This is a genomic window from Chloroflexota bacterium (genome assembly GCA_034717495.1).
Lineage (GTDB): Bacteria > Chloroflexota > Anaerolineae > JAAEKA01 > JAAEKA01 > JAYELL01.
This window is the reverse complement of the sequence record JAYELL010000013.1, coordinates 25,889-46,182: the sequence shown is the minus strand read 5'-3', so window position 1 is coordinate 46,182 and position 20,294 is coordinate 25,889. Positions and strand designations below refer to the sequence as shown.

The window sequence follows — 20,294 nt, the reverse complement described above, 5'->3', positions numbered from 1 at the left end:
CCGGCCTCCTCATCTGCCTCAGCCAGAACAAACCTGGTTCCACTGAAGGGCGATTATTGTGATGTCCAAGGTATCGATGGCGCCATCGTCGTTCAAATCGTATTCGGGAAACACCAGGGGATCCAGCCCCCAGTGGCTTGCCACGATCTCGATGTCCCCCACGTCGATCCTGCCGTTGAAATTGAAATCGTAGCAGGGTGATCCAGGAGACGCGACTTTCAAGTCCTTGGTGACGCCGTCGTAGAAGGAAAGCTTGGGCTGGCCGGTCGAAGCGAGGGCCAGAGAGCCGTAGTTCCCTGCGTCCCCGCTCACCACGTCGATGTGCCAACCGTCGGCATCTTGATAGGCGTACTGAAGGCCATCAGCGTAGTAGCCGATGTGTGGATAGCCGCTACTGTCCAGATCAAGGGAGGAGAAATACTTGCCGCCATCCACATCCTCGGAGTGCCAACCGGAAGCGTCCATGTAGCCATATCTGAGAGTCCAGAAATCGTTCCAATACTGGCTGTAGTAGTAGCTGATGTGGGGATAGCCGGCCGCGTCCAGATCCAGCGATGTATTCATGCCCACGAAGTGCTCAGTTTCCAGCGTTTGCGTGTGCCAGCCGGATGCGTCCAGGTAGGCGTAGTGGAGATCGTTTCCTCCTGCAAGGTAGCTGATGTGGGCATAGCCGTTGGCGTCCAGGGCTATCGACGTGTATAGCCCGGCTGAATAGGAGCCGGTGGCGCCATCCACGACCTCGGTGTGCCACCCGCTCGCGTCTTGATAGGCGTATTTGAGCGCAGAGGAGCCGTGGTAACTGATGTGCGGATAGTCGTTGTCATCGGTGATAATCGAGGCATATTGGCCCGCGCTCGAATCCACAGTCTCGATCGTCCAGCCACCACCATCGTTGTGGGCATATTTGAGGTATGTGTTCGGGGAAACTGAGGCGTAATAGCCGATATGGGGGTGGTCGTTATCGTCTACCGCGATAGCGGGGGCCACGGCGTAGGCCCCGGTTTCAACGGCTTCCGTGTGCCAGCCGGTTGCGTCTTTATAGGCGTACTTCACCCAATAGTGGCCATAGGTGGGATCGTGATAGGCGATGTGGGGATAGTCCGATTGCCCCAGGTTCAGCGAAGCATCCCAGCCCACCATCACACTCTCGTCCACGGCCTGGATGTCCCAACTGGCGCCGTTCGGGATAGCGTATTTTAGTTCCCTGCTGCCATTATCGACATAGATGATATGGGGGGAATCGCTCGTGTCCAAAGCTAGCGAATAGGAGTAGTAATACTGGCTGGTGCCGCTGTCGACGGTCGCACCATGCCAGCCGGTCGCATCTTGATACCAATACCGGAGTTGATCGCCGCTGCTGCCCGCGATATGCGCGTAGCCTGAACCATCGATGCCTATGGAGCCGCTGGCGCTGCTGGCCGCGACTTGCTCGGTATGCCAGCCCGACGCATCCTGATAGGCATGAGTGAGCGCCCCAGAGCTGTCATACGAGATGTGGGCATAGCCGCTGCCATCCAGGGCCAGCGAGGCGCCTGCGCCTGCCTGAGAGCCGTCGTCCACGGTTTCGATATGCCAGCCGGACGCATCTCGGTAGGCAAACATGAGATAACGCCAGTAGCTGTCCTGGTAGGCGATTCGGGCATATCCGTCCGCGCCGAGCGCTATGGAAACGTAGAACGCCACGTGCTCAGTCTGCAACGTCTCGAAGTGCCAGCCGGCGGCATCTTTGTAGGCATAGTAGGCGCCGTGGTGGCTGGCGGTGTTGTCGCCGTAGGCGATGTGGGGGTAGCCGTCGCCGTCCAGGGCCAGCGAGGTGTAGTAGCCGGGGTTGCCATTGGTGACCAGGGTTTCGCTGTGCCAGCCGGATGCGTTCTGGTAGGCGTATTTGAGATCGTCGTTGCTGTCGTCGTAATAACTGACGTGGGGGTAGCCGGCGTCATCCAGGGCCAGCGAGGAAAAGGTTCCCACGCCGGGCGCATCGTCCGCCACCTCGATGTGCCAGGTTGTGCCATCGTGCCAGGCGTGGTAGAGGTAATCGTTGCCGTAGGTGACGTGGGGATGGCTGTTGCTGTCCAGCTGCAGGCTGCGGTCGGTTCCTGTCGTGAAGTAATGCGGGCAATCGGCGCACTCGATGGCCCAGCCATCGTTTGGCGCTGCGGGCAGGGGATTGCCATCTCCCGGCCACGAACGAATAGCGCTCCCTGCCAATCCCGCTGCTGGAACTGCCAGGAGTATCCCAATTACCAATAGCCCGATAGCAAGGTGTGTTCGTTTCATCAGAAGATTTCTCCACGGGTAGTGTCCGCAGGTTTTCGCACATGCGTGATCAAATAACGCAATGGCTACAAGCTCAAAAGCATCCAATAATGACTACGGGCAGAGTTCACCCCATTCCTGGGCAACCAGGCCGATATCCAAAACGTCGATGGCGTCGTCACCGTTCAGATCGTACTGCGGGAACAATACAGCGTCCATGTTCCAGTGGCCGGCGACGGCCATAATATCGACGATGTCCATGCCACCGTCGCCATCGAGGTCGAAACAGGGCGCCCTGGTGGTGAAGGCCCACGCGTAGGGTGCGGCCAGGGGATTGCCAGATGTGTCATGCACGCCAGTTGTCATGGTAGCGGTGTACATCTGGCGCCAGGTGAGCCTTTCGTGCAGCAACAGGCTTGAGCGGTTCGACGTTGCGTCATATGCGACGTCGGCATTGAGTTGGTTGCCCTGGGAATCGTGAATAGTCAGGGTGGCCGTGTTGACCGTGGTTTCGTTAATCGGCTCCGTAAACCATGCCTGGATCGTTGGCTGGTAGATGTTGTCATACAGTGGCCTGACGAACACTAGGACATCCATTGCACCGCTGATGGGTGAGGTGGCATACACCTCCGGGGGTATGGTTTCAACGCCCGTGGTTACGAGGATGCTCACCTCGGCAGGCAGGCTGGTGTTTACGCCGTCATCCACGCGGAAGGACAGGCTATCCTGCCCCTCGAAATTGTCCGCCGGGGTGTAGGTCAGGTTGGGCGGGGCGCCGCTCAACTCGCCGTTCAGCGGTTGCCGCTCAACGTCATACGTCAGCGGGTTGCCCGTGGGCGAGTGGCCGCTGAGAGTGATGGCTACCGGTGTACCTTCGACCGTCTCTACTAGCTGCGTATGCCCCACCACATCGCCCACGATGGTGACCACGTCATTGGTGGGCGTCGTTTCTGGCACACTGGGGAAGTAGACTGTTGCATTGGCGATAATGATAGTCCCGCTGATAGCGTCAGAGGGAACCTGAACCTCGAAACTTGCCATGCCGCCCGCCTGCGACGCCAACTCACCGACCTGCCACACCAAAGCACGCGTCGAGGGAAAGTAGACACCATCATTGTGAATTAGGAGCGTGTCCGGATCGAACACCTCTGGAAGCCGACTCTCGACATGTACCCCATAGGCCGTGCCTTCACCCACGTTCTCGTAACTGATCGCGTAGCTAATGGTCTGGTTAGGGGTCACTTCCATAGGCCCATACATGGCGTTGGGATCGCCTCCGACCAAGACCTCGATGGGGATCGTATCGGGGTAATCGATTGGTTCACAGACTCCAGCGATACACCGTTCACCGGCGTGGCATGACTCGTAGTACATGTCTTGAGGACGAAACTTGCAATCATCGCCGCAGGGTGTGACCATGACCACGTGGCTGGTCTTGCATTCCCGTGTCTCCTGGTCCGGGTCGCACTGGCCGTTGTTGGGATCAAGGGTGCATATATCTTGACACCACTGGGTTGAGTACTTCAGTGAATCGTTGCGCTGCGTTTCCATATGCGCAGCGCACGTGCTGCAGGCAGCTCCGCCGTGCTGATAGCACTCGAAACACGCTTCTGAATAGGAGGGGCTGAACTGGCGTGCCGGAACGTTATCGATCAGGCAGTTGCGCAGGCAGTCAAAGAAGCTGAACTGGCCGCATGTTAACTCCGTACACCTGGCCTCTCCAGTCGGGACGAGCAGTGCGGGTGGGTCAAGGAATGGGTCAAGTATGTCCACCCATTTGGTCTGGTAGTCCAGCGCAAAGCTTGCGTCCGAAATATCGCCGATCACCGAGGCCGGGAGATTATGAAATCTGAAGGGCTGACTGACGACCTGGTGGATGAAGATCTGCTCGCCCGATTTGGCCCTGTCGATCATCGGTAACGATAGCTGCTCAGTTCCATCGCTGAGTTGTTCGAGCCTGGCAGCGCCATAGTAGGCAAACCCCTGGGTCTCGGAATCAATGAACAGGGCATTCACCTCTGGTTCGACATCGAGAATATCCTGAAGCTCCTGCTCGCTCAACTCATCGAAGGAGGTGATCGTCACCTCTTCATAGTTCAGGTACTCGTCCAGGTCCAGCAGATCGTTGGGTAAATTTTCGGCCACGATAAGTCCGGTCAAATAGGTTATCTGGTGAGGATCGATGCCCCAGACATAATGCACCTGTACGCCCAGGTGAACCTCCTCGCCCGGCGCCACATCTCCCAGCTTCCATACAACCTGGTGCCTATCGGCCCAGTATTCGCCGCGGGGCCAACTGAAACCATGTTTCGCCTCTTCGGGAAGCTGGGCCACAACGACGGCATTTTCCAGCGTGTTGGGCAATAGGTTGGGTACGAGGAACCCAAAGTTCACGGACTCACCCGCGCTGACAACGCTGGGACCAAACGCCAGAACCAGCCCATCGTTGGGAGGTGCGCCCGAGGGAACCTCTGTAAGCCAGGGATCGTAAAGCACGCGATCCGTGACCGGCTCCCCAGTTCCTGCGGGATTTCCAGGATGCGTGGGGCCACTCGGGTCTCCCCAGTAATTGTTGGTAGCGATAATCAGGCCGGTCAGGCTGGTCTGATTGGCACCATAGTCCTGGTTATAGGCGATGACGTTGCCCTCGTCCGGATCGCCGCTAAGGATAACCGTTGCATCGCCGATATTGCGCACGCCATCCCCTGCGTTACCAGCAACATTTGAGCTCATTACCCTGACAAAGGCAACATCGCCCTCGACGACAATACCGGGGGCGATGTTGGCCTGGATCACGCTGTCGTCGATCAGCACGCGGCTGTCCCCGGCCACGTAAATACCGCTGTCATCGTTGCCGCTATCGCAGTTATCCTCAATAATCGATGAAGCGATGGAGGCAATCCCATCGTTGACATAGAGACCATGGTCCCCATAATGGTGCCAGCCATCCCAGTGATATTCCTCCTCGATCGTCACGTGCTCCAGGCGCACCTCGCCGGTCAGCACATTCGAGACGGTGATGTTGCTGCCACTATGATAGTCACCCGATGAGTCCAGCACGCTATTCCCGATTCCCCCATAGCGAACGGTGGCGTGTCGCAGAAGCCCCGTGCCGGCGCCCGCGCTGCCCTCGAAGACCAGACCGGGCCACTGGGCCGGGGCATTATCGTAAAAAGAGGTGAAGGTAATTGGTTGTGTCGGCGTGCCGATGGCGTCCAGGTGTCCCTCAACTCGCAATTCAGCGCGATTGCTCTCCAGCCCCCCTTTCACAGTCACGCCTGGTTCAACAGTCAGTGTAACTGTTGGCGGCACGGTGAAATCCTGTTCCAGCACATACCCATCCAGGCCATTTTGCTGGGTCAGGGTCGTGTCGTGGTTCATCATGGCGCCTGCTTGCAGAACGACATTGTTGAAATCATTGGCAGTGAAGGTGTTATTGATCAGCGAAACGTCGCTGTCACCCCCGGCGATGTAGAGAGGGGTATCGGGAAAGACATAATAGCTGCCGTTGCCGATCCCGGTGAACAGCGAATCCGTCACGACCAGGTTGCTGTTCCCAACGTAAATGCCCATATCCTGGTTGGTTGAGGTGATATCGCTGATGGTCACATTCTCCAGGCGCACCTCGCCGGTCAGCACATTGCTGATAGCGATATTGCTGCGCGCCCAATGTCCAAAGGCAGCGTCGGTGACATAGTTACGCTGCCCGGCGTAACGCACCGTGGCGTGGCGAAGGTGACCCGTACCACCGTCGAACACCAGGCCAGTCCACTGACCAGGAGCACTGTCAGCCAGCGAGGTGAAAGTGATGGGCTCTGCCGGTGTGCCCAGGGCTTCCAGGTGGCCCTCTATCACAAATTCCCCGTGGACATGGCCACTCATGAATGTCACGCCCGGTTCCAGGGTCAATGTGACGGTGGGTGGCACTGTGAAATCCTGTTCCAGCACGTACCCATCCAGGCCATTTTGCTGGGTCAGGGTCGTGTCGTGGTTCATCATGGCGCCCGCTTGCAGAACGATGGTGTTGGTATCGTTGGCAGTAAAAGTATTGTTGGACAGGGTCACTTCGCTGTCACCCCCGGCGATGTAGAGAGGGGTATCGGGAAAAACGTAAACACTTCCGTTGCCGATCCCGGTGAACAGCGAATCCGTCACGACCAGGTTGCTGTTCCCTACGTAAACGCCCATCTCCTGCTCGGCCGGGCCCATGGATATGTCGCTGATGGTCACATTCTCGAGGCGCACCTCGCCGGACAGCACATTGCTGATAGCGATATTGCTGCGCGCCCAAGCTCCAAAGGCAGCGTCGGTGACATAGTTACGCTGCCCGGCGTAACGCACCGTGGCGTGGCGAAGGTGACCCGTACCACCGTCGAACACCAGGCCAGTCCACTGACCAGGAGCACTGTCAGCCAGCGAGGTGAAAGTGATGGGCTCTGCCGGTGTGCCCAGGGCTTCCAGGTGGCCCTCTATCACAAATTCCCCGTGGACATGGCCACTCATGAATGTCACGCCCGGTTCCAGGGTCAATGTGACGGTGGGTGGCACTGTGAAATCCTGTTCCAGCACGTACCCATCCAGGCCATTTTGCTGGGTCAGGGTCGTGTCGTGGTTCATCATGGCGCCCGCTTGCAGAACGATGGTGTTGGTATCGTTGGCAGTAAAAGTATTGTTGGACAGGGTCACTTCGCTGTCACCCCCGGCGATGTAGAGAGGGGTATCGGGAAAGACGTAAACACTTCCGTTGCCGATCCCGGTGAACAGCGAATCCGTCACGACCAGGTTGCTGTTCCCAACGTAAATGCCCATATCCTGGTTGGTTGAGGTGATATCGCTGATGGTCACATTCTCGAGGCGCACCTCGCCGGACAGCACATTGCTGATAGCGATATTGCTGCGCGCCCAAGCTCCAAAGGCAGCGTCGGTGACATAGTTACGATGTCCGGCATAGCGCACGGTGGCGTAGCTGATGTGTCCAGTGCCGCCGTCAAAGGCCATACCGGCCCACTGGCCGGGGCCGCTGTCAGTGGACGACGTGAAAGTGATGGGCTGGGTGGGCGTGCCCGGCGCTGCCAGGTGGCCTTCCACCAGAAGCTCCACGTAGTTGGCAGCCTGTACGGTCACGTTGGCTTCGACCGTTAGGGTCACCCCGGCGGGCACGGTGACATCAGCGGTGAGCAGGTGGGGACTATCAGCAGCACACCATTGCTGTGTACCGGTGATGATCCCGCTGTGGGGGCCGGGCACGCAGACCTGGGGCGCGGCCAGGGTAACTTCTGGCAAACCGGCGCCCCCCAGCATGAAGATCCCAGCCATCAACAGGCCCAGATTAACTGTGAAAAGAGTCATTCGCATTGGGATTTTCATGATTCGCTCTCCTTTGAATAGCATGCCAGATTTCAGGGGAACCATCTTACTGGGGTTGATCATCGTCCTGTGGGGAACTCTCCTGGCCATCACAATCTGCAAGAGATCCTACCGTTCCGCGACTCATCCGCAGCAGCAACGGCAACAACGATTCTTCGTCGGTAAACGAGTGTTCTTCGTCGTCCACAACAGCGCGCAGCACGCCACGCAGGGCGTGCGGCTCATCTGTATCCACCAGCAGTCGAAGAACAAACGTCTGAATCTCGCGCATAGGGCCTCCAAATACCTCTTTTGTATCAGACCGAACTGACACTTTACTGACAGAAATACAAGACCTCCGAGGTTTGAAATCCTCGAAGGTCTTCGTCAGTATCCTTTCAAACAACGGGAGAGTAACCGGTTGCTTTCCCCCCAATGTCAGGTCTCAAGTTGAAACCACAGATCGGTAATAGTCCTGTACCCCCTTCTGGGGCATGATAGCGAGTTCTTCCCGTAAAGAGCGCTCCAACTCTTGATAGAGTCGTATTGCCCCGGCACGGTCGTTCTGCGCAACGCACGCCTTCATTCCCAACAGCACAGCCTCCTCCTGCCACGGCTCCAGCGCCAGGACACGGCGGCTGGCGTTCAACGCCTTGTCGGGGTGCTCCGGCAGTGCATCCTTCGCTATTGCCAGGGCCGCCCGGATGACGTGTTGCTTCAAACGCTCACGCCGCGCCACCGGCCAATCGGCGTACAGATCACCTGGGAACAGATCGCCCCGGTAACATTCCAGGGCCGCCTGCCAATCCTGGTTTCCGATGTGTTTTTCGAGGGCCTCGAAATCTACCCACGAGTCCTCCGGCAATTGGAGGGTAACTCGACCCCCGTCTACGGTCAGGTAACGGGACGGGAACTTGTCCGGCAAATCGGGTTCCAATGCCCTGCGCAGAGACGAGGTCGCCTGGTGAAAGAGCGATTGCGCCGATCTTGGGGATTTGTCGGGCCACAAGGCATGCATAACCTGATCGCGCAGAACAGTACGATTGAAACTGACCAGCAACAGCCGGAACAACTCCCCGGCTCTACGCTGCCGCCAGGTCTGGTCCGGGATGGCGCGCCTGCCCTGCCGCACATGGAAGCGTCCAAGGGCATAGACATGGAGGGGCGGTGGGGGCACGCACATCAGGTGATCCAATAACCGGATGGAGAGGGTTGCCACGTGCGGGTCATCGCTGTTCAGGTAATGAGCCAGCAAAGGGAAGGCCAGCGTCTGTTCTCTCTCCAACAGAAAGGCATATCCGCCATTTACGATCGGTGCGACAGCCTCCAGCCAGATGGATTCTGCCTCGGGCCGTCCCTGTTGCTGGTAGAGCGCAGCCAAAAGAAAATTGGCCCGCGCCAAGTCATAATGCGCCTGCATGGACGTGAGCACCCCGATGGCGGTAACCAGATCGGACTCGGCCTGGGTGAGATCGCCAATCTCCCAGGCAGCCCGCCCCCGCTCGATGAGCGCCCATCCTTGAAGGTCGCGGCACCCTGAGCGTTGCGCGATGGTCAAGGCATCGTCGGCCCAGTTGTAGGCCGCAGGCGCATTGCCGGTTTTGCGGTGGTAACGACTTAACCCCACTCGCAATTCAGCATTCAGGCCTGGGTCGCCGATCACCTCAGCAATGGCACGGGCGCGGGTGTAAAGGGGCAGAGCAGATTCGGGGTTTTCGCCATCCTGGGCCAGATCGGCCCGCAGGCAATAGTAATAGCCTTCGGCCATAGAACCCGATTGGACGAAGCCGCGCATCTCTTCGGTGACCGCGAGGGCACGCTTCCGCTGGCCCGTCACCCAGTAGACCCAGCCCATCGTTGCCAGCGGGAACCAGACCACCTCTGACATGTCCAATTCCAACGCCAGGCGAAGCGACTCCTCGTCGGCGGCCTGGGCCAGTTCGAACTGGCCGCGCGGTATGTAAACGCAGGCGGCCAGGCTATGGAGACAGCTCTGCAAGGCATGGTAGTGTCCAAGTTCGCGGGCGATGTCGATGGCACAATGGAAGAACTGCTCGGCTGTTGTGAGATCGCCGGACTCGTGGGCACAGCTACCCAAAATCCGCAGGGCATCGACTCTGGCTCGCGAATCAGGGGAAGTGTGGGCCAGGGCTTGCTCAGCCAGGGCACACGCCTGTTCGTAATGACCCAGGTGATGTTGGCAATGGGCGACGCCAGTCAGTGCCGCGGCGACCTCTTCATCTGCTCCAGAAACATGTGCCTCTTCCAGAGCCTTGCGCGCACGTCGCAACGCGGGACCAATCTGCCCTGTCCGCTCCAGGGCGTAACTCTCTTCGATCAGGGCAGAGACCGTATCCACAGGATTTTGAGTCACGATTCATTCTTTTCTGACTGGCTGGTCACCTGTTGTCGATCTTACCGGTCTCACCAATACCGATTCGCTGAAAAAGGCACAAGTCAATTATACCACAAAAAATGGGGTTTTGACCGTGCCTTACGCGGTCAGTGCCAACACAACCGAAAGAGCGGGCATCGCGAGGACCGTGGAGATGACGACGATGCTGCCTGCCAACCTCCCATCAGCCCCCATCTGATCAGCCATCACGTAGGACATGACGGCCGTTGGCATTGTCAGGTAGAGCAGTCCTATCTGCATTTCTATCCCTGATATGCCGACGGCCAGGGCGACCAACAATCCTACCAGAGGGGCAAACAGGATTTTGATCAGGGAGCCAGCCAGCGCCACCCTGCCACCCTCGCGGATCGTCCGTAGCCGCAGCGACGCTCCAATGCCCAAAAGGGCCAACGGCAAGGCCATCTGGCCCAGTGCCTCGAGGGTTCGGTCGACAAACAACGGCAACGACCAGCCAGCGTAGGCAAACGCCACGCCCAGCACACAGGCAATGACCAGCGGATTCGTAACCACACCTCGTAGCATCTGGATCATCTGCTGTTGAACATTAAATTCCAGCCGCTCTTCGGCTCCAAGGAGGAGCATCACCGCAACAGCATTGTAGAAGGGAACCATAGGCGCAATAGCCAGCAAAGCCAGCGCTTCCGTCTCGGGTGTATTGGTGTCAAAGGCCGCCAGGGCATACAGCACCACTGGCAATCCCACATAGACCAGATTGCTGCGATAGGTGCCCTGGATAAACGAAGCCCTGGCCGGTCTGTTCAGCCCCAATCGCCCAGCCACCAGATAGCCCAGGATCAGGCAACCCACCATGCCCGCCAACAACATGAAAACAATGCTGACAGCGGCGCCAAACTGTGGCATTGCATTGGCCGTCTTGCGAAACAACAGGCTGGGCAATCCAACCCAGTAGACAAGATGATTGGCCTTCCGGAAAAAATCCCTGGAGAGGAAACCTGTTCGGTGCAGAAGTGTGCCCAACGCCACCAGGATAATAATCGGAGCCAGGATATCGATGATCACCATGCACGGCATTGTAGTGCAGATTGCAGGATCGTGACAACAGGAACAGGGTCTGGACACTGCCCATAAGTGATGGTACACTTTAATCCGCAGAGTTCCCCGCGAGAATATGCCATTTCAAGGAGGTTGCACCCATGCCTGCTGACCAAATTAACATTGCACTCATCGGCGCCGGACGGATTGGCCGCCTACACGCCGAGAACCTGGCTTTTCGCATTCCAGAAGCAAATCTGGCTGCCGTCGCCGATATCTTCCAGGAGGCTGCTCAACGAGCCGCCGATGCCTTCCGGATTCCTCTCGCTGTAGAGGATTACCACGATCTATTGAAACGGGATGACATCGATGCCGTAATCGTTTGCTCCGCCACCGATACCCATGCACAAATCGTAGAAGAGGCTGCAGCAGCAGGCAAACATGTGTTTTGCGAGAAACCCATCGACCATGACCTGAAGAAAATCGATCAAGCCCTCGTTGCCGTTACGGCTGCGGGCGTCAAGCTCCAGGTGGGATTCAACCGGCGTTTCGATCCGAACTTCAAGCGGGTCCACGATCTGGTAGCTGAGGGCCGCATTGGTGAGCCGCGACTCCTTCATATCACCAGCCATGACCCCGAACCACCGCCCATCGATTATATCAAGGTTTCAGGGGGAATCTTTCTCGACATGACGATTCACGACTTCGACATGGCTCGCTACCTGATGGGCTGCGAGGTAGAGGAGGTCTTTGTGGCAGGAGGTATCATGGTGGATCCTGCCATCGGCGCCGCAGGGGATGTGGATACAACCCTCACCGTGCTGCGATTTGAGAATGGAGCAATCGGCACGATCGCCAATTGCCGCGAGGCCAGGTATGGCTACGATCAGCGGGTGGAATTGTTGGGATCGCTGGGCAATGTGTCAGCATCCAACAACTATCCCAACAGTGTGACGGTCATGGACGCCAACGCGGTTCAGCGCAGCAAGCCCCTCTACTTCTTCCTGGAACGTTACGCGGAGTCGTTTCTTCTGGAGATGCGTGATTTTGTCGATGCCGTGCTGACCGACAGACAACCATTGGTGACAGGAACCGACGGCCGGATGCCCGTGGTGATGGGTCTGGCTGCCTGGCAATCCTATCGAGAAAACAGGCCGGTGAAGCTCAGTGAGGTTGGATAACCTGTCCGCGGTCCGGCGGGTCGCCCTTTTATCAGTCGGTGCGGGCCTCCTGACCCTCTTGCTCAAATTTGGTGCCTATTTTCTGACCGGCTCCGTGGGCCTTCTTTCCGATGCCCTGGAGTCGGTAGTCAACCTGACGGCGGCACTGATTGCCTTTACCGCCATCAGCATCGCCGATCGACCGCCCGACGACCGGCACGCCTACGGCCACGACAAGGCTGAATACTTCTCCAGCGGTGCTGAAGGCGCGCTGATCCTGATCGCGGCGATCACTATCATCTATACCGCCGTCCAACGCTTCCTGAATCCAGCCCCGCTGGAAAACCTGGGAATCGGCGCCGTTATTGCCCTCATTGCATCAGCGATCAACTTCGGCGTGTCCCGGGTCATGATAGGAGCCGCCCGCCGGTATGACAGCATTGCGCTGGAAGCTGACGCCCATCACCTGATGACTGATGTCTGGACATCGATAGGCGTGGTCGGTGGCGTATTGTTGGCGGGCTTCACGGGTTGGCAATGGCTTGATCCACTGCTGGCCATCGCTGTGGCACTGAACATTATCTGGACCGGCGTCAAACTGCTGCGCCGCTCAGCGCAAGGATTGATGGATACGGCGCTGCCACTGGACGAGGTAGACCAGATACGCGACGCCATCAGCCAGGTGGCTGGCGACGACATCCCCTATCACGGTCTGCGCACGCGGAAATCAGGCTCCCGCCGCTTCATCGACTTTCATCTGCTGGTTCCCGGCCAAACCACGGTGCAGGAATCCCACGACCTTTCGGAGCGCATCGAGGCCGAGATCGATGAACACCTGTCCAATGCCTTCGTAACCATTCACGTGGAACCTCAAGAAGATGCCGCTGCCTGGGACGCGGACATCGTGGGAGGGCTGGCCAGTTCGCACCGGGCTGAACGAGAAGATGCAGGTTAGAGCGTTGCCAGGGTCTTACCTGTAATCCCTGTCAACGGGACGCAGAAGGATTTCTCACGGCCACCAGGAAGGCAGCTAACACCACCGCCGCCAGCAGTACGGTCGCCAGAATAACAATCAGGGTTGCCTGGGGACCGGTAGCCTCGAAGCGCTGCCCGATCAGCAAGGGCACAGTCATGCTGCCCAGGCTTCCTCCCACCAAAAACCAGCCGGTGATTCCGCCGGTGATTGTAAGATGATGTTCGCCCAGTACCATCAGTGTGGGGAAAACGTTGGCCATGAACAGGCCAAACCCGAAGGCTGAAAGCCACAGCGCCCAACTGGTGCCCGGCACAAGCAGTGGGAGAGCCAGGGAGAGAATCATGCCGGCAATATCAACCATCAGGATATAGCGAGGCCGCACCCGGGCAGCAATCGGAATGCTAAGCAGCCGGCCGAGGGTCAATGCACCCCAGAACAGGGATGTCAGGTACCCGGCCGTGGTGACAGTCGCCAGATCAAGGGAGATGGCATAGGTATAGATCCAGCCGCCGAACGAGAGCTCTGCGCCCACAAATAGAAAGAACATGGCGGCGATGAGGAAGACCAGCAGCCAGCGCGCCTCAGCCGTCGACACCTCAGCCGACTGCTGAAGGCGAGTTGGGCTTGGTACTCGCATGAACATAAGGGCAGCAGGCACAACAATTATGGCCAACAGCCAATAGGCCCAGGTTATTTCACCGGTAGTCGAGATGACCAGGGCAACCAGGAGCGGAACGAGCAGCGCACCCAGGCCGAAAAAAAAGTGCAGGGCATTCATGCGGGGACCCACATCGTCGCGATGGACCCACACCAACAATGTGTTGCCGCCCACATCGGTGGACCCGAGGCCAATCCCCATAAGAAACATGACCACAGCCAATACAGGCAGGCTGGAGAGGATGGGGGTCAGCAGCAACGTCACCGCAACCAGCAGCATGACCACGGCAAGGAACGGGTGGGCCGGTGCCCGATCATACCACCGGCCGCTGATCAAGTCCCCGACCAGCACACCCAATGCCTGGGCTGTAAACAAAATACCGATCTGCCCGACGGTTGAGCGAGTATTCTCGGCCAATCCAGGCAAGGTTGGACCGAGGGCTGCCATCACCAGTCCCAAAACGATGAAGGAAGCAAAGTAGGCAGCAGTTTGAGTTCGCTTGATGCGATCAGATGCAGAGGCGATGGTTGTTTCTGTTGTCGTCATGGTCACCTAGCCGGCCAGGCGCCTGTGATCTGGCGCAGAATGGCGAGAATACTGAGCACCACCGGTGCAAAAAAGTGCTACTTGCGATTGATAACCTGCCGCACAGCATCGATGATATAAGGTGTGGTCAGGCCGTACTTATGGATCACTTCCAGATAGGGTCCAGACTCGGCGAATTGATCCCCCCTTCTCACAAGGTCCCTTTTCCGAGAAACATCCGTTGGAACTCGTCGAAGATTGTAATGACCTCTCGACGGCGGGTCATCCCGCGGAGCCGATCACGCCCGAACGCATCGAGTAATTGCTCCGCGTACTGAATCGATCGATAGCTGGCGGAAAGTGTCTCCAATGGATCTGTACGGGCAGGAAATACATCGGAAACCAACCAGCCATCGTAGCCGACCTCATCCAACACAAGGAGAGTCTCCAGCCAGTCCCAATAATTGACGGTGCCTGGCATCATATCCCAATCCCAGTTGCGGTAGTTGTCGTTGATATGTACCAGGGAAAGCCGGCCGGCGTCGGCAGCAAGACGGATAACCTGGGCGGGGGTTTCGGCATTGTAGAGGGCATGGCCGGTATCCAGGGTCAAGCCAACGTTATCCATGCCCAACTGCTGACATAAAAAAAGCACGATCCCGGCGTTGGGGATAATCACACGAGATCGCGGCTCGCTCTGCTTGTATTCAACCGCCAGGCGGACATCCGGACGATGGGCGGCAGCCTCACCCAGGCAATCCAGCATCCAGCGCCAGGCATCTCCATAATTGATCTCAAAGGGATAGTCGTGGCCGTCAGAGAGGGGACAGACTGTTACCAGGTTTACGCCCAGTTCAACGGCCCAGTCCATGCCGGTCTTCAGGTACTGGACAGCCTCGGCTCGAATGCCGTGGTCGACAGATGTGAGAGCCCCCTGATGGAACTTGGGTTCAGCCTTGATGTTCACATTGATCGAAGAAACTGCCAGGCTGTTTTTGGCAAGAAGCTGGCGGAAGGACTCATAGTCTATGTCGCGGAAATCAAAGGGAAAAACGGGCTCGACACCGGTCACGCCCTCGATCTGAGCGGCAAGTTGCAGCTTTTCTGCCAATTCTCTCGGTTCGTGATAGCGAGCAAAACGGTCGGTCAACTGGCCCAAAAAGCCCAGAATAATGGAGTAGCGGATGTCCATGAACGGATTACTCCTGGAAGCGCGGCAAGTGGTGGTACCAATGACGCGGACTGACTTTAGCCGGGCATGACCGTCTGTAGATGTTCAATGGCATTGCGGGCCGCGGTATCTCCATCGGGCTCGGGCAGAAACTCACCGCTGACATATCCCTGGTAAGCCATTTCCTGCAAAACCCCCAGGAGATGGCCGAAATCCAGATGTCCGCCGCCCGGGGGCCATCGATTGGAGTCGGCCACGTGGAAATGGAACAGGCGGTCGCTGCAAAGGCGCATGCTGCCCTCGATGGTTGGTTCCTCGATGTTCATATGAAAGGTATCAAGCAGCAAGCCAAAGGCCGATGAATCGACTTTGTCGATCAACGCCATACCCTGGGCCACATTGTTAATCAGCGTGGTCTCATAGCGATTGATAGGTTCCAGCGCGAGCTGCACGCCTTCCGGCTGCGCTGCAGCACTACATTCCTGCAGCGCCTCAACCAGCCATGCCATGGCCTGTTCATGACTGATCCCGGGTCGCACCAGCCCCCGCAGCAGCCCGATAATGATGGCCGTTCCACCCGGATTCTGGAAAGCCTCGTTGAATCGAGCCGCCAGCGGCACATGGGACTTGACCCGCTCTACGGCCGCCCGGCGCACCTGAGGATCGGGGTCGGTAAAGGAGAGTCCCTCCTCGCCCCATGCCTGTCCAGTGCCTATGGCAGGTACAGACAACCCGACCTGTTTGACGGTGGCGATCAGCGCGTTTGCGTCCACCAGTTCCGGGTCGCGGATAGCCAACTCCACGCCGTCGTAACCCAATTCTGCAATGCGTTTGACGTTGCCCTCAAAATCTCCCTTGAACGCCACAGCCTGGAACTCTGCCTGATGGGTGGAAAGCACGATGGAGAACTTTAACTGGCCTGTATCAGGACCACTGCCCTTCTCGGGCAGGAAACCGCTAGTAGTCATAGTTGATCAACCTCTTGGATTCCAGCAGGGCGCCTCGCTCCCGCGTCTTCACAGCGTAAAAATCACGAAACAGGACTACGTATCTGCCGCCAGGCTCTGATATTCCTCTCGCAGCAATTTATCCTGAGCAATGTCAAAATAATCGAGCAGGTCACCGATCAGCACCGCTTTCCGCTCGGCGTCCTGAGCGCTCCACGTCCGGCTCTTGAATTCCACAACTCTGCCGGGGATCTCCGGTTGCAGCATCTGGTCGATATTGACGGTGAATTCGGTGTTGCCAAAACGCACATGGAAACGGCGCCTTTCCTTGAACACCTCCCGCTCTTCGTCTGGCTTAAAGTATTCCCGGTAGAAGCGCAGGCTGCGGTCGGCCAATGCATCCATGTGGGAACGAGACAGGGTTACATAGTTGGCGTATTCGCGTTCCTTGGTTTCGTTGGTGAATGTCAACCGGGAAATGATCTCTTCTACCTCTCCCTCTGGCACAGGAGCCATGCTATCCCGGGCCAACACCTCGTCCTCGCGGTAGCGAATGCGGCTGGCCCACTTGTCGTCGAAGATGAAGTAGGTATCAAACTGCCGGCGCAGGCTTGACTTGCCCATGGCAAACTCGGGTCCGGTCAACGCCTTTTCAATCTCCAACGCTTTTTCCTCTGAAACCTGGAACTTTACCTGAACCTCGAAGGTCTCCTTGGGCTCCAGACCGCCGATCACAGCCAGTTTGCGCAGGGCACTCTCCTCCCTTTCGATCAAAAAAGCATCGATTCTCCGGGCAAGCTTGCCTGCGTCTGCCATCAGGATCTCTTCGTCGACCGTAAGGAGGTGGCGATTCCGCATCAACCACACGCCATCGACCATCACATCCATCACATCGGAGCCTTTGGCCGCATAGACCAATTGCGAGTAAATCTGAGCTTCTTCCCGCCGGAAGTGAGGGGAATTATGAACGGTGCTAATATCGACGATGATCAGATCGGCCTTTTTGCCCACTTCGAGGGACCCGATCCATTCATTCTGGTGTAAAGCCCGCGCGCCCATAATTGTCGCCATTTCCAGGACCTGTCGGGCCGGCAACACCGTCGGATTCAAGGTTACGCCCTTGGCCAGCAAGGCCGCCAAACGCAACTCCTCGAACATGTCAAGGTCATTGTTGCTTGCAACCCCATCGGTGCCAATGCCAACGTTGAGGCCCAGTTCGAGCATATGGGCCACCGGGGCGAATCCACTGGAAAGCTTGAGGTTGCTGGTGGGGTTGTGGGCAATGCCCGTATTGTGCTCGCGCAATGTCAGCAATTCATCCTCGTTGACATGGACACAGTGGGCCGCGATTGTTTTGGCCTCGAGAATGTTGTGATTCTTGATCCAGGGCACGGGTGTCATACCGGTGGTGGCCCGCATTTCCTCAACCTCGTGCGCTGTCTCGGAAACATGTATTTGCAGTGGCACGTCATAGGCTATCGCCAGCGCTGCCGACTCCTGCAACATCTCGGGCGTCGCGGTGTAGGGCGCATGGGGTGCAACCGACGGGGTGATGAGACGATGCCCCTTCCAGCGCTGAATGAAATCACGAGTACGAGCGAGGCTCTCTTCGAAACTCAAGGCATCGGGCGACGGGAATTTAAGAATGGTCTGGCCGCAGATGGCCCTCAGCCCCGCCTGGGCCGTCGCGTCGGCTACAGCTTCCTCGTGGTAGTACATATCGCAAAAGCAAGTCGTTCCCGTGCGAATCATCTCGGCACAGGACAGCTGGGTGCCCAACCAGCAGAAATCGGGCCGTACGAAACGGCGTTCGACCGGCATGATGTAGCCCATCAACCAGACGTCAAGGCGCAAATCGTCGGCCAGGCCGCGCAACAGCGACATGGGCACATGGGTATGGGCGTTGATCAGACCAGGCATGACCACCTTGCCCTGGCAGTCGACACTCTCTTCAGATTCGAATCTGGCCGCGATTTCTTCCGCCGGACCCACAGCAACGATATCGCTCCCGATAACCGCCACAGCGCCAGGATCAAACAGCGCGCCGCCGGAATCCATGGTAAGTACCACACCACCCGTCAGAATAACGTCCGCTTTCTCCATATTCAATCGACCTCCTCCTTCAGTTTGTTCGCCAGAGTATACCATGAGCCCTGGGATTCCCGGAAGCGTGATCTGAAGAGGGACAGGCTGGCACAACAAAACAAGGAGTTGCTTGACGGTCTCTCAGCAACCCCTTGCTCAGGTTCTGTTGATAGTTTCTGCCGCGGAGCGAGTATCCTTCGCGCCAGCATTCCGGAAGGGGCAGATGCGATTGATACCTGCGACGACACTGAAATCCAGGCTCACCTGCACTGCACTTAACCCGGACAAGCCATAGAAACGCTGGTTACGCAGACCCTCGGCGCAGAGGTCGCTGATCTTTTTCGATCTTGGTTGGATCGATCTGCGTCATACTTCGACTGCGCTCACCGTTAGGTGCCCCGGAGTGGGCAGGACAGTGCTGCGGTACATCTCTTGTCAGGTTCGTGGCTAATTTTCTTGCACAGTGTGCAAGAATCTGACTCGAAAGGTACTGAGGTACGCCAGCACGCCGACACGCCGAAAGGCGGCCCAGTCGGGCGGCGTACCGGGAGACAGGTGCAGGTGTCAGCCGGTTTCGTGCCCGATCAGCACGTCGCTTGCATCCGCTAGTAGGTAGTACTCTGGCCGATGCGAGGCAGGGCGTAAACCGGTTTCCAACCCTCACTCTGTGGTTCTCGCAGGTACGGCTCCATCTCCTCGGCAGTGCGCAAGGTGACCTCCTCAACCGGCGGCAAGGTGCCGGGCGGGAAGGTTTCCCGAATATCCTCGATGAGGATGGTCAGGTAGCTCAGGATGGCCGCCAGCGGGCGTTTGGCCTTTTCGGCCGTGGCATCGGCTGCATTGCCAACCACACCTTCTGGCGTGGCGCTGATCTCAATGGCAAAGTGGCCTTCACCCTCGCTCCAGCGACCGGGCCGGTGATAGGGGTCCACCGATGTATCGAAGTGCCCTTCGGGCAGATAGCCTTTGCCCCTGGTGTTAACAGCAAGGTCCATCTCCACCATTTCAGGGAAGAGGTAGAGAGCCAGGGAAGTCTCGGCTTCTTCGGCATGAACGAAATTGCTGCCGTAGTCGCCGCCCCGATCGTCCGTATAGAAGGATTCGCGCACAGCCCGGTGCCAATCCATGACGCGGAAGATGCCAGGAAGCTGGTAGCGCTTCTGGAACTGCTGCACCGTGCTTTCCAGCATCCACAGATGACCGTGGTTGTTGAGGTAGATCTGTTTGCGGAAACCGTCGTTCCACAGGCCCAGCATCACATCGATCAACATCTCGCGGGAGATATCCTCGCGGACGGGAGCCGTTCCGGGCATGCCGTAGTGATGGTAGGGATGGGAGGCAAAGTTAAGCGGTGGCAACGACAGCGCCACGGGGATATCCTGCTTAAGAAAGTAACGACGCACACCCTCGATGATCTGGCTGACGAATAAGGTGTCGGTGGCACTTGGCAGATGCAGGCCATGGTTTTCAGTGCAACCGATGGGCACCAGAATGATGTCGTTCTTGCGTCGCTCCTCGATGAGCTGGCGCCGGGTCATCATCTGAAGGTAGCTTCCCGGTTTGCTCCACTCCACCGGGGGCACGTTGCCGGACGCCATGCCGTACTCCGCCAAAATGGCATCCAGTTGCGCTTCACTCGCCTCGAAGATATCCTTCTTCATGTGGCCGATACGATTATCTTCGAAGATGACAGTCGGATTGCTGGAAGCCATCCAACCCTTGGGCATCTTTCCGTTTGTTGACATGTGAGAGTCTCCTGTG

General features: G+C 57.8%; 12 protein-coding genes. 2 read left to right on the top strand and 10 right to left on the bottom strand.

Annotation, left to right across the window (positions count from 1 at the left end):
- Window positions 1-18 precede the first annotated feature (18 nt).
- The 5 genes from U9R25_03050 to U9R25_03030 all read right to left on the bottom strand — a co-directional run bounded on the left by U9R25_03050 (window position 19) and on the right by U9R25_03030 (window position 11,041).
- Window positions 19-2,277, bottom strand: coding sequence for a hypothetical protein (locus U9R25_03050; protein ID MEA3334859.1), 2,259 nt, complete (start codon window positions 2,275-2,277; stop codon window positions 19-21).
- 93 nt (window positions 2,278-2,370) lie between these two features.
- Window positions 2,371-7,623, bottom strand: coding sequence for an Ig-like domain-containing protein (locus U9R25_03045; protein ID MEA3334858.1), 5,253 nt, complete (start codon window positions 7,621-7,623; stop codon window positions 2,371-2,373).
- A 46-nt stretch (window positions 7,624-7,669) separates the two neighbouring features.
- The gene (locus U9R25_03040; protein ID MEA3334857.1) at window positions 7,670-7,894 is read right to left on the bottom strand and encodes a hypothetical protein; all 225 of its coding nucleotides are present in this window, start codon (window positions 7,892-7,894) and stop codon (window positions 7,670-7,672) included.
- Between the two features lie 153 nt (window positions 7,895-8,047).
- Entirely contained in the window at window positions 8,048-9,976 is a 1,929-nt protein-coding gene (locus tag U9R25_03035) for a tetratricopeptide repeat protein (protein ID MEA3334856.1), read from the bottom strand.
- Between the two features lie 120 nt (window positions 9,977-10,096).
- Window positions 10,097-11,041 (bottom strand): AEC family transporter, encoded by a 945-nt coding sequence (locus U9R25_03030; protein ID MEA3334855.1) that lies wholly within the window; start codon window positions 11,039-11,041, stop codon window positions 10,097-10,099.
- Window positions 11,042-11,172: 131 nt separating this feature from the next.
- Between U9R25_03030 and iolG the strand changes: the two genes are divergently transcribed.
- Together iolG and U9R25_03020 are read left to right on the top strand one after the other, a co-directional pair.
- Complete coding sequence (gene iolG / locus U9R25_03025; GenBank protein ID MEA3334854.1) at window positions 11,173-12,192, top strand: inositol 2-dehydrogenase; 1,020 nt, start codon at window positions 11,173-11,175, stop codon at window positions 12,190-12,192.
- Window positions 12,185-13,126, top strand: a complete 942-nt coding sequence (locus U9R25_03020) for a cation diffusion facilitator family transporter (GenBank protein MEA3334853.1) — start codon at window positions 12,185-12,187, stop codon at window positions 13,124-13,126. Before iolG ends, U9R25_03020 begins: the two co-directional genes overlap by 8 nt.
- A gap of 31 nt (window positions 13,127-13,157) precedes the next feature.
- On the opposite strand, the gene U9R25_03015 is transcribed toward U9R25_03020, so the two are convergent.
- The 5 genes from U9R25_03015 to iolN form a co-directional block, all read right to left on the bottom strand.
- On the bottom strand, window positions 13,158-14,351 hold the full coding sequence (locus U9R25_03015; protein ID MEA3334852.1) for an MFS transporter: 1,194 nt from the start codon (window positions 14,349-14,351) through the stop codon (window positions 13,158-13,160).
- A gap of 190 nt (window positions 14,352-14,541) precedes the next feature.
- On the bottom strand, window positions 14,542-15,522 hold the full coding sequence (locus U9R25_03010; GenBank protein ID MEA3334851.1) for a sugar phosphate isomerase/epimerase family protein: 981 nt from the start codon (window positions 15,520-15,522) through the stop codon (window positions 14,542-14,544).
- A gap of 56 nt (window positions 15,523-15,578) precedes the next feature.
- Window positions 15,579-16,469 (bottom strand): 5-keto-L-gluconate epimerase, encoded by an 891-nt coding sequence (gene iolO / locus U9R25_03005; protein MEA3334850.1) that lies wholly within the window; start codon window positions 16,467-16,469, stop codon window positions 15,579-15,581.
- 75 nt (window positions 16,470-16,544) lie between these two features.
- Complete coding sequence (locus tag U9R25_03000; GenBank protein MEA3334849.1) at window positions 16,545-18,551, bottom strand: amidohydrolase; 2,007 nt, start codon at window positions 18,549-18,551, stop codon at window positions 16,545-16,547.
- 587 nt (window positions 18,552-19,138) lie between these two features.
- A complete protein-coding gene (gene iolN / locus U9R25_02995; protein MEA3334848.1) occupies window positions 19,139-20,278 on the bottom strand; it encodes a 3-dehydro-scyllo-inosose hydrolase in 1,140 nt (379 codons plus the stop codon).
- Between the last annotated feature and the right edge of the window lie 16 nt (window positions 20,279-20,294).

Bases quoted from the DNA above. Each gene is read 5' to 3' on its own strand.
- iolN (MEA3334848.1), bottom strand. From the start codon at position 20,278: ATGTCAACAAACGGAAAGATGCCCAAGGGTTGGATGGCTTCCAGCAAT.
- U9R25_03000 (MEA3334849.1), bottom strand. From the start codon at position 18,551: ATGGAGAAAGCGGACGTTATTCTGACGGGTGGTGTGGTACTTACCATG.
- iolG (MEA3334854.1), top strand. From the start codon at position 11,173: ATGCCTGCTGACCAAATTAACATTGCACTCATCGGCGCCGGACGGATT.
- U9R25_03015 (MEA3334852.1), bottom strand. From the start codon at position 14,351: ATGACGACAACAGAAACAACCATCGCCTCTGCATCTGATCGCATCAAG.
- U9R25_03045 (MEA3334858.1), bottom strand. From the start codon at position 7,623: ATGAAAATCCCAATGCGAATGACTCTTTTCACAGTTAATCTGGGCCTG.
- U9R25_03050 (MEA3334859.1), bottom strand. From the start codon at position 2,277: ATGAAACGAACACACCTTGCTATCGGGCTATTGGTAATTGGGATACTC.
- U9R25_03030 (MEA3334855.1), bottom strand. From the start codon at position 11,041: ATGGTGATCATCGATATCCTGGCTCCGATTATTATCCTGGTGGCGTTG.
- U9R25_03040 (MEA3334857.1), bottom strand. From the start codon at position 7,894: ATGCGCGAGATTCAGACGTTTGTTCTTCGACTGCTGGTGGATACAGAT.
- U9R25_03010 (MEA3334851.1), bottom strand. From the start codon at position 15,522: ATGGACATCCGCTACTCCATTATTCTGGGCTTTTTGGGCCAGTTGACC.
- iolO (MEA3334850.1), bottom strand. From the start codon at position 16,469: ATGACTACTAGCGGTTTCCTGCCCGAGAAGGGCAGTGGTCCTGATACA.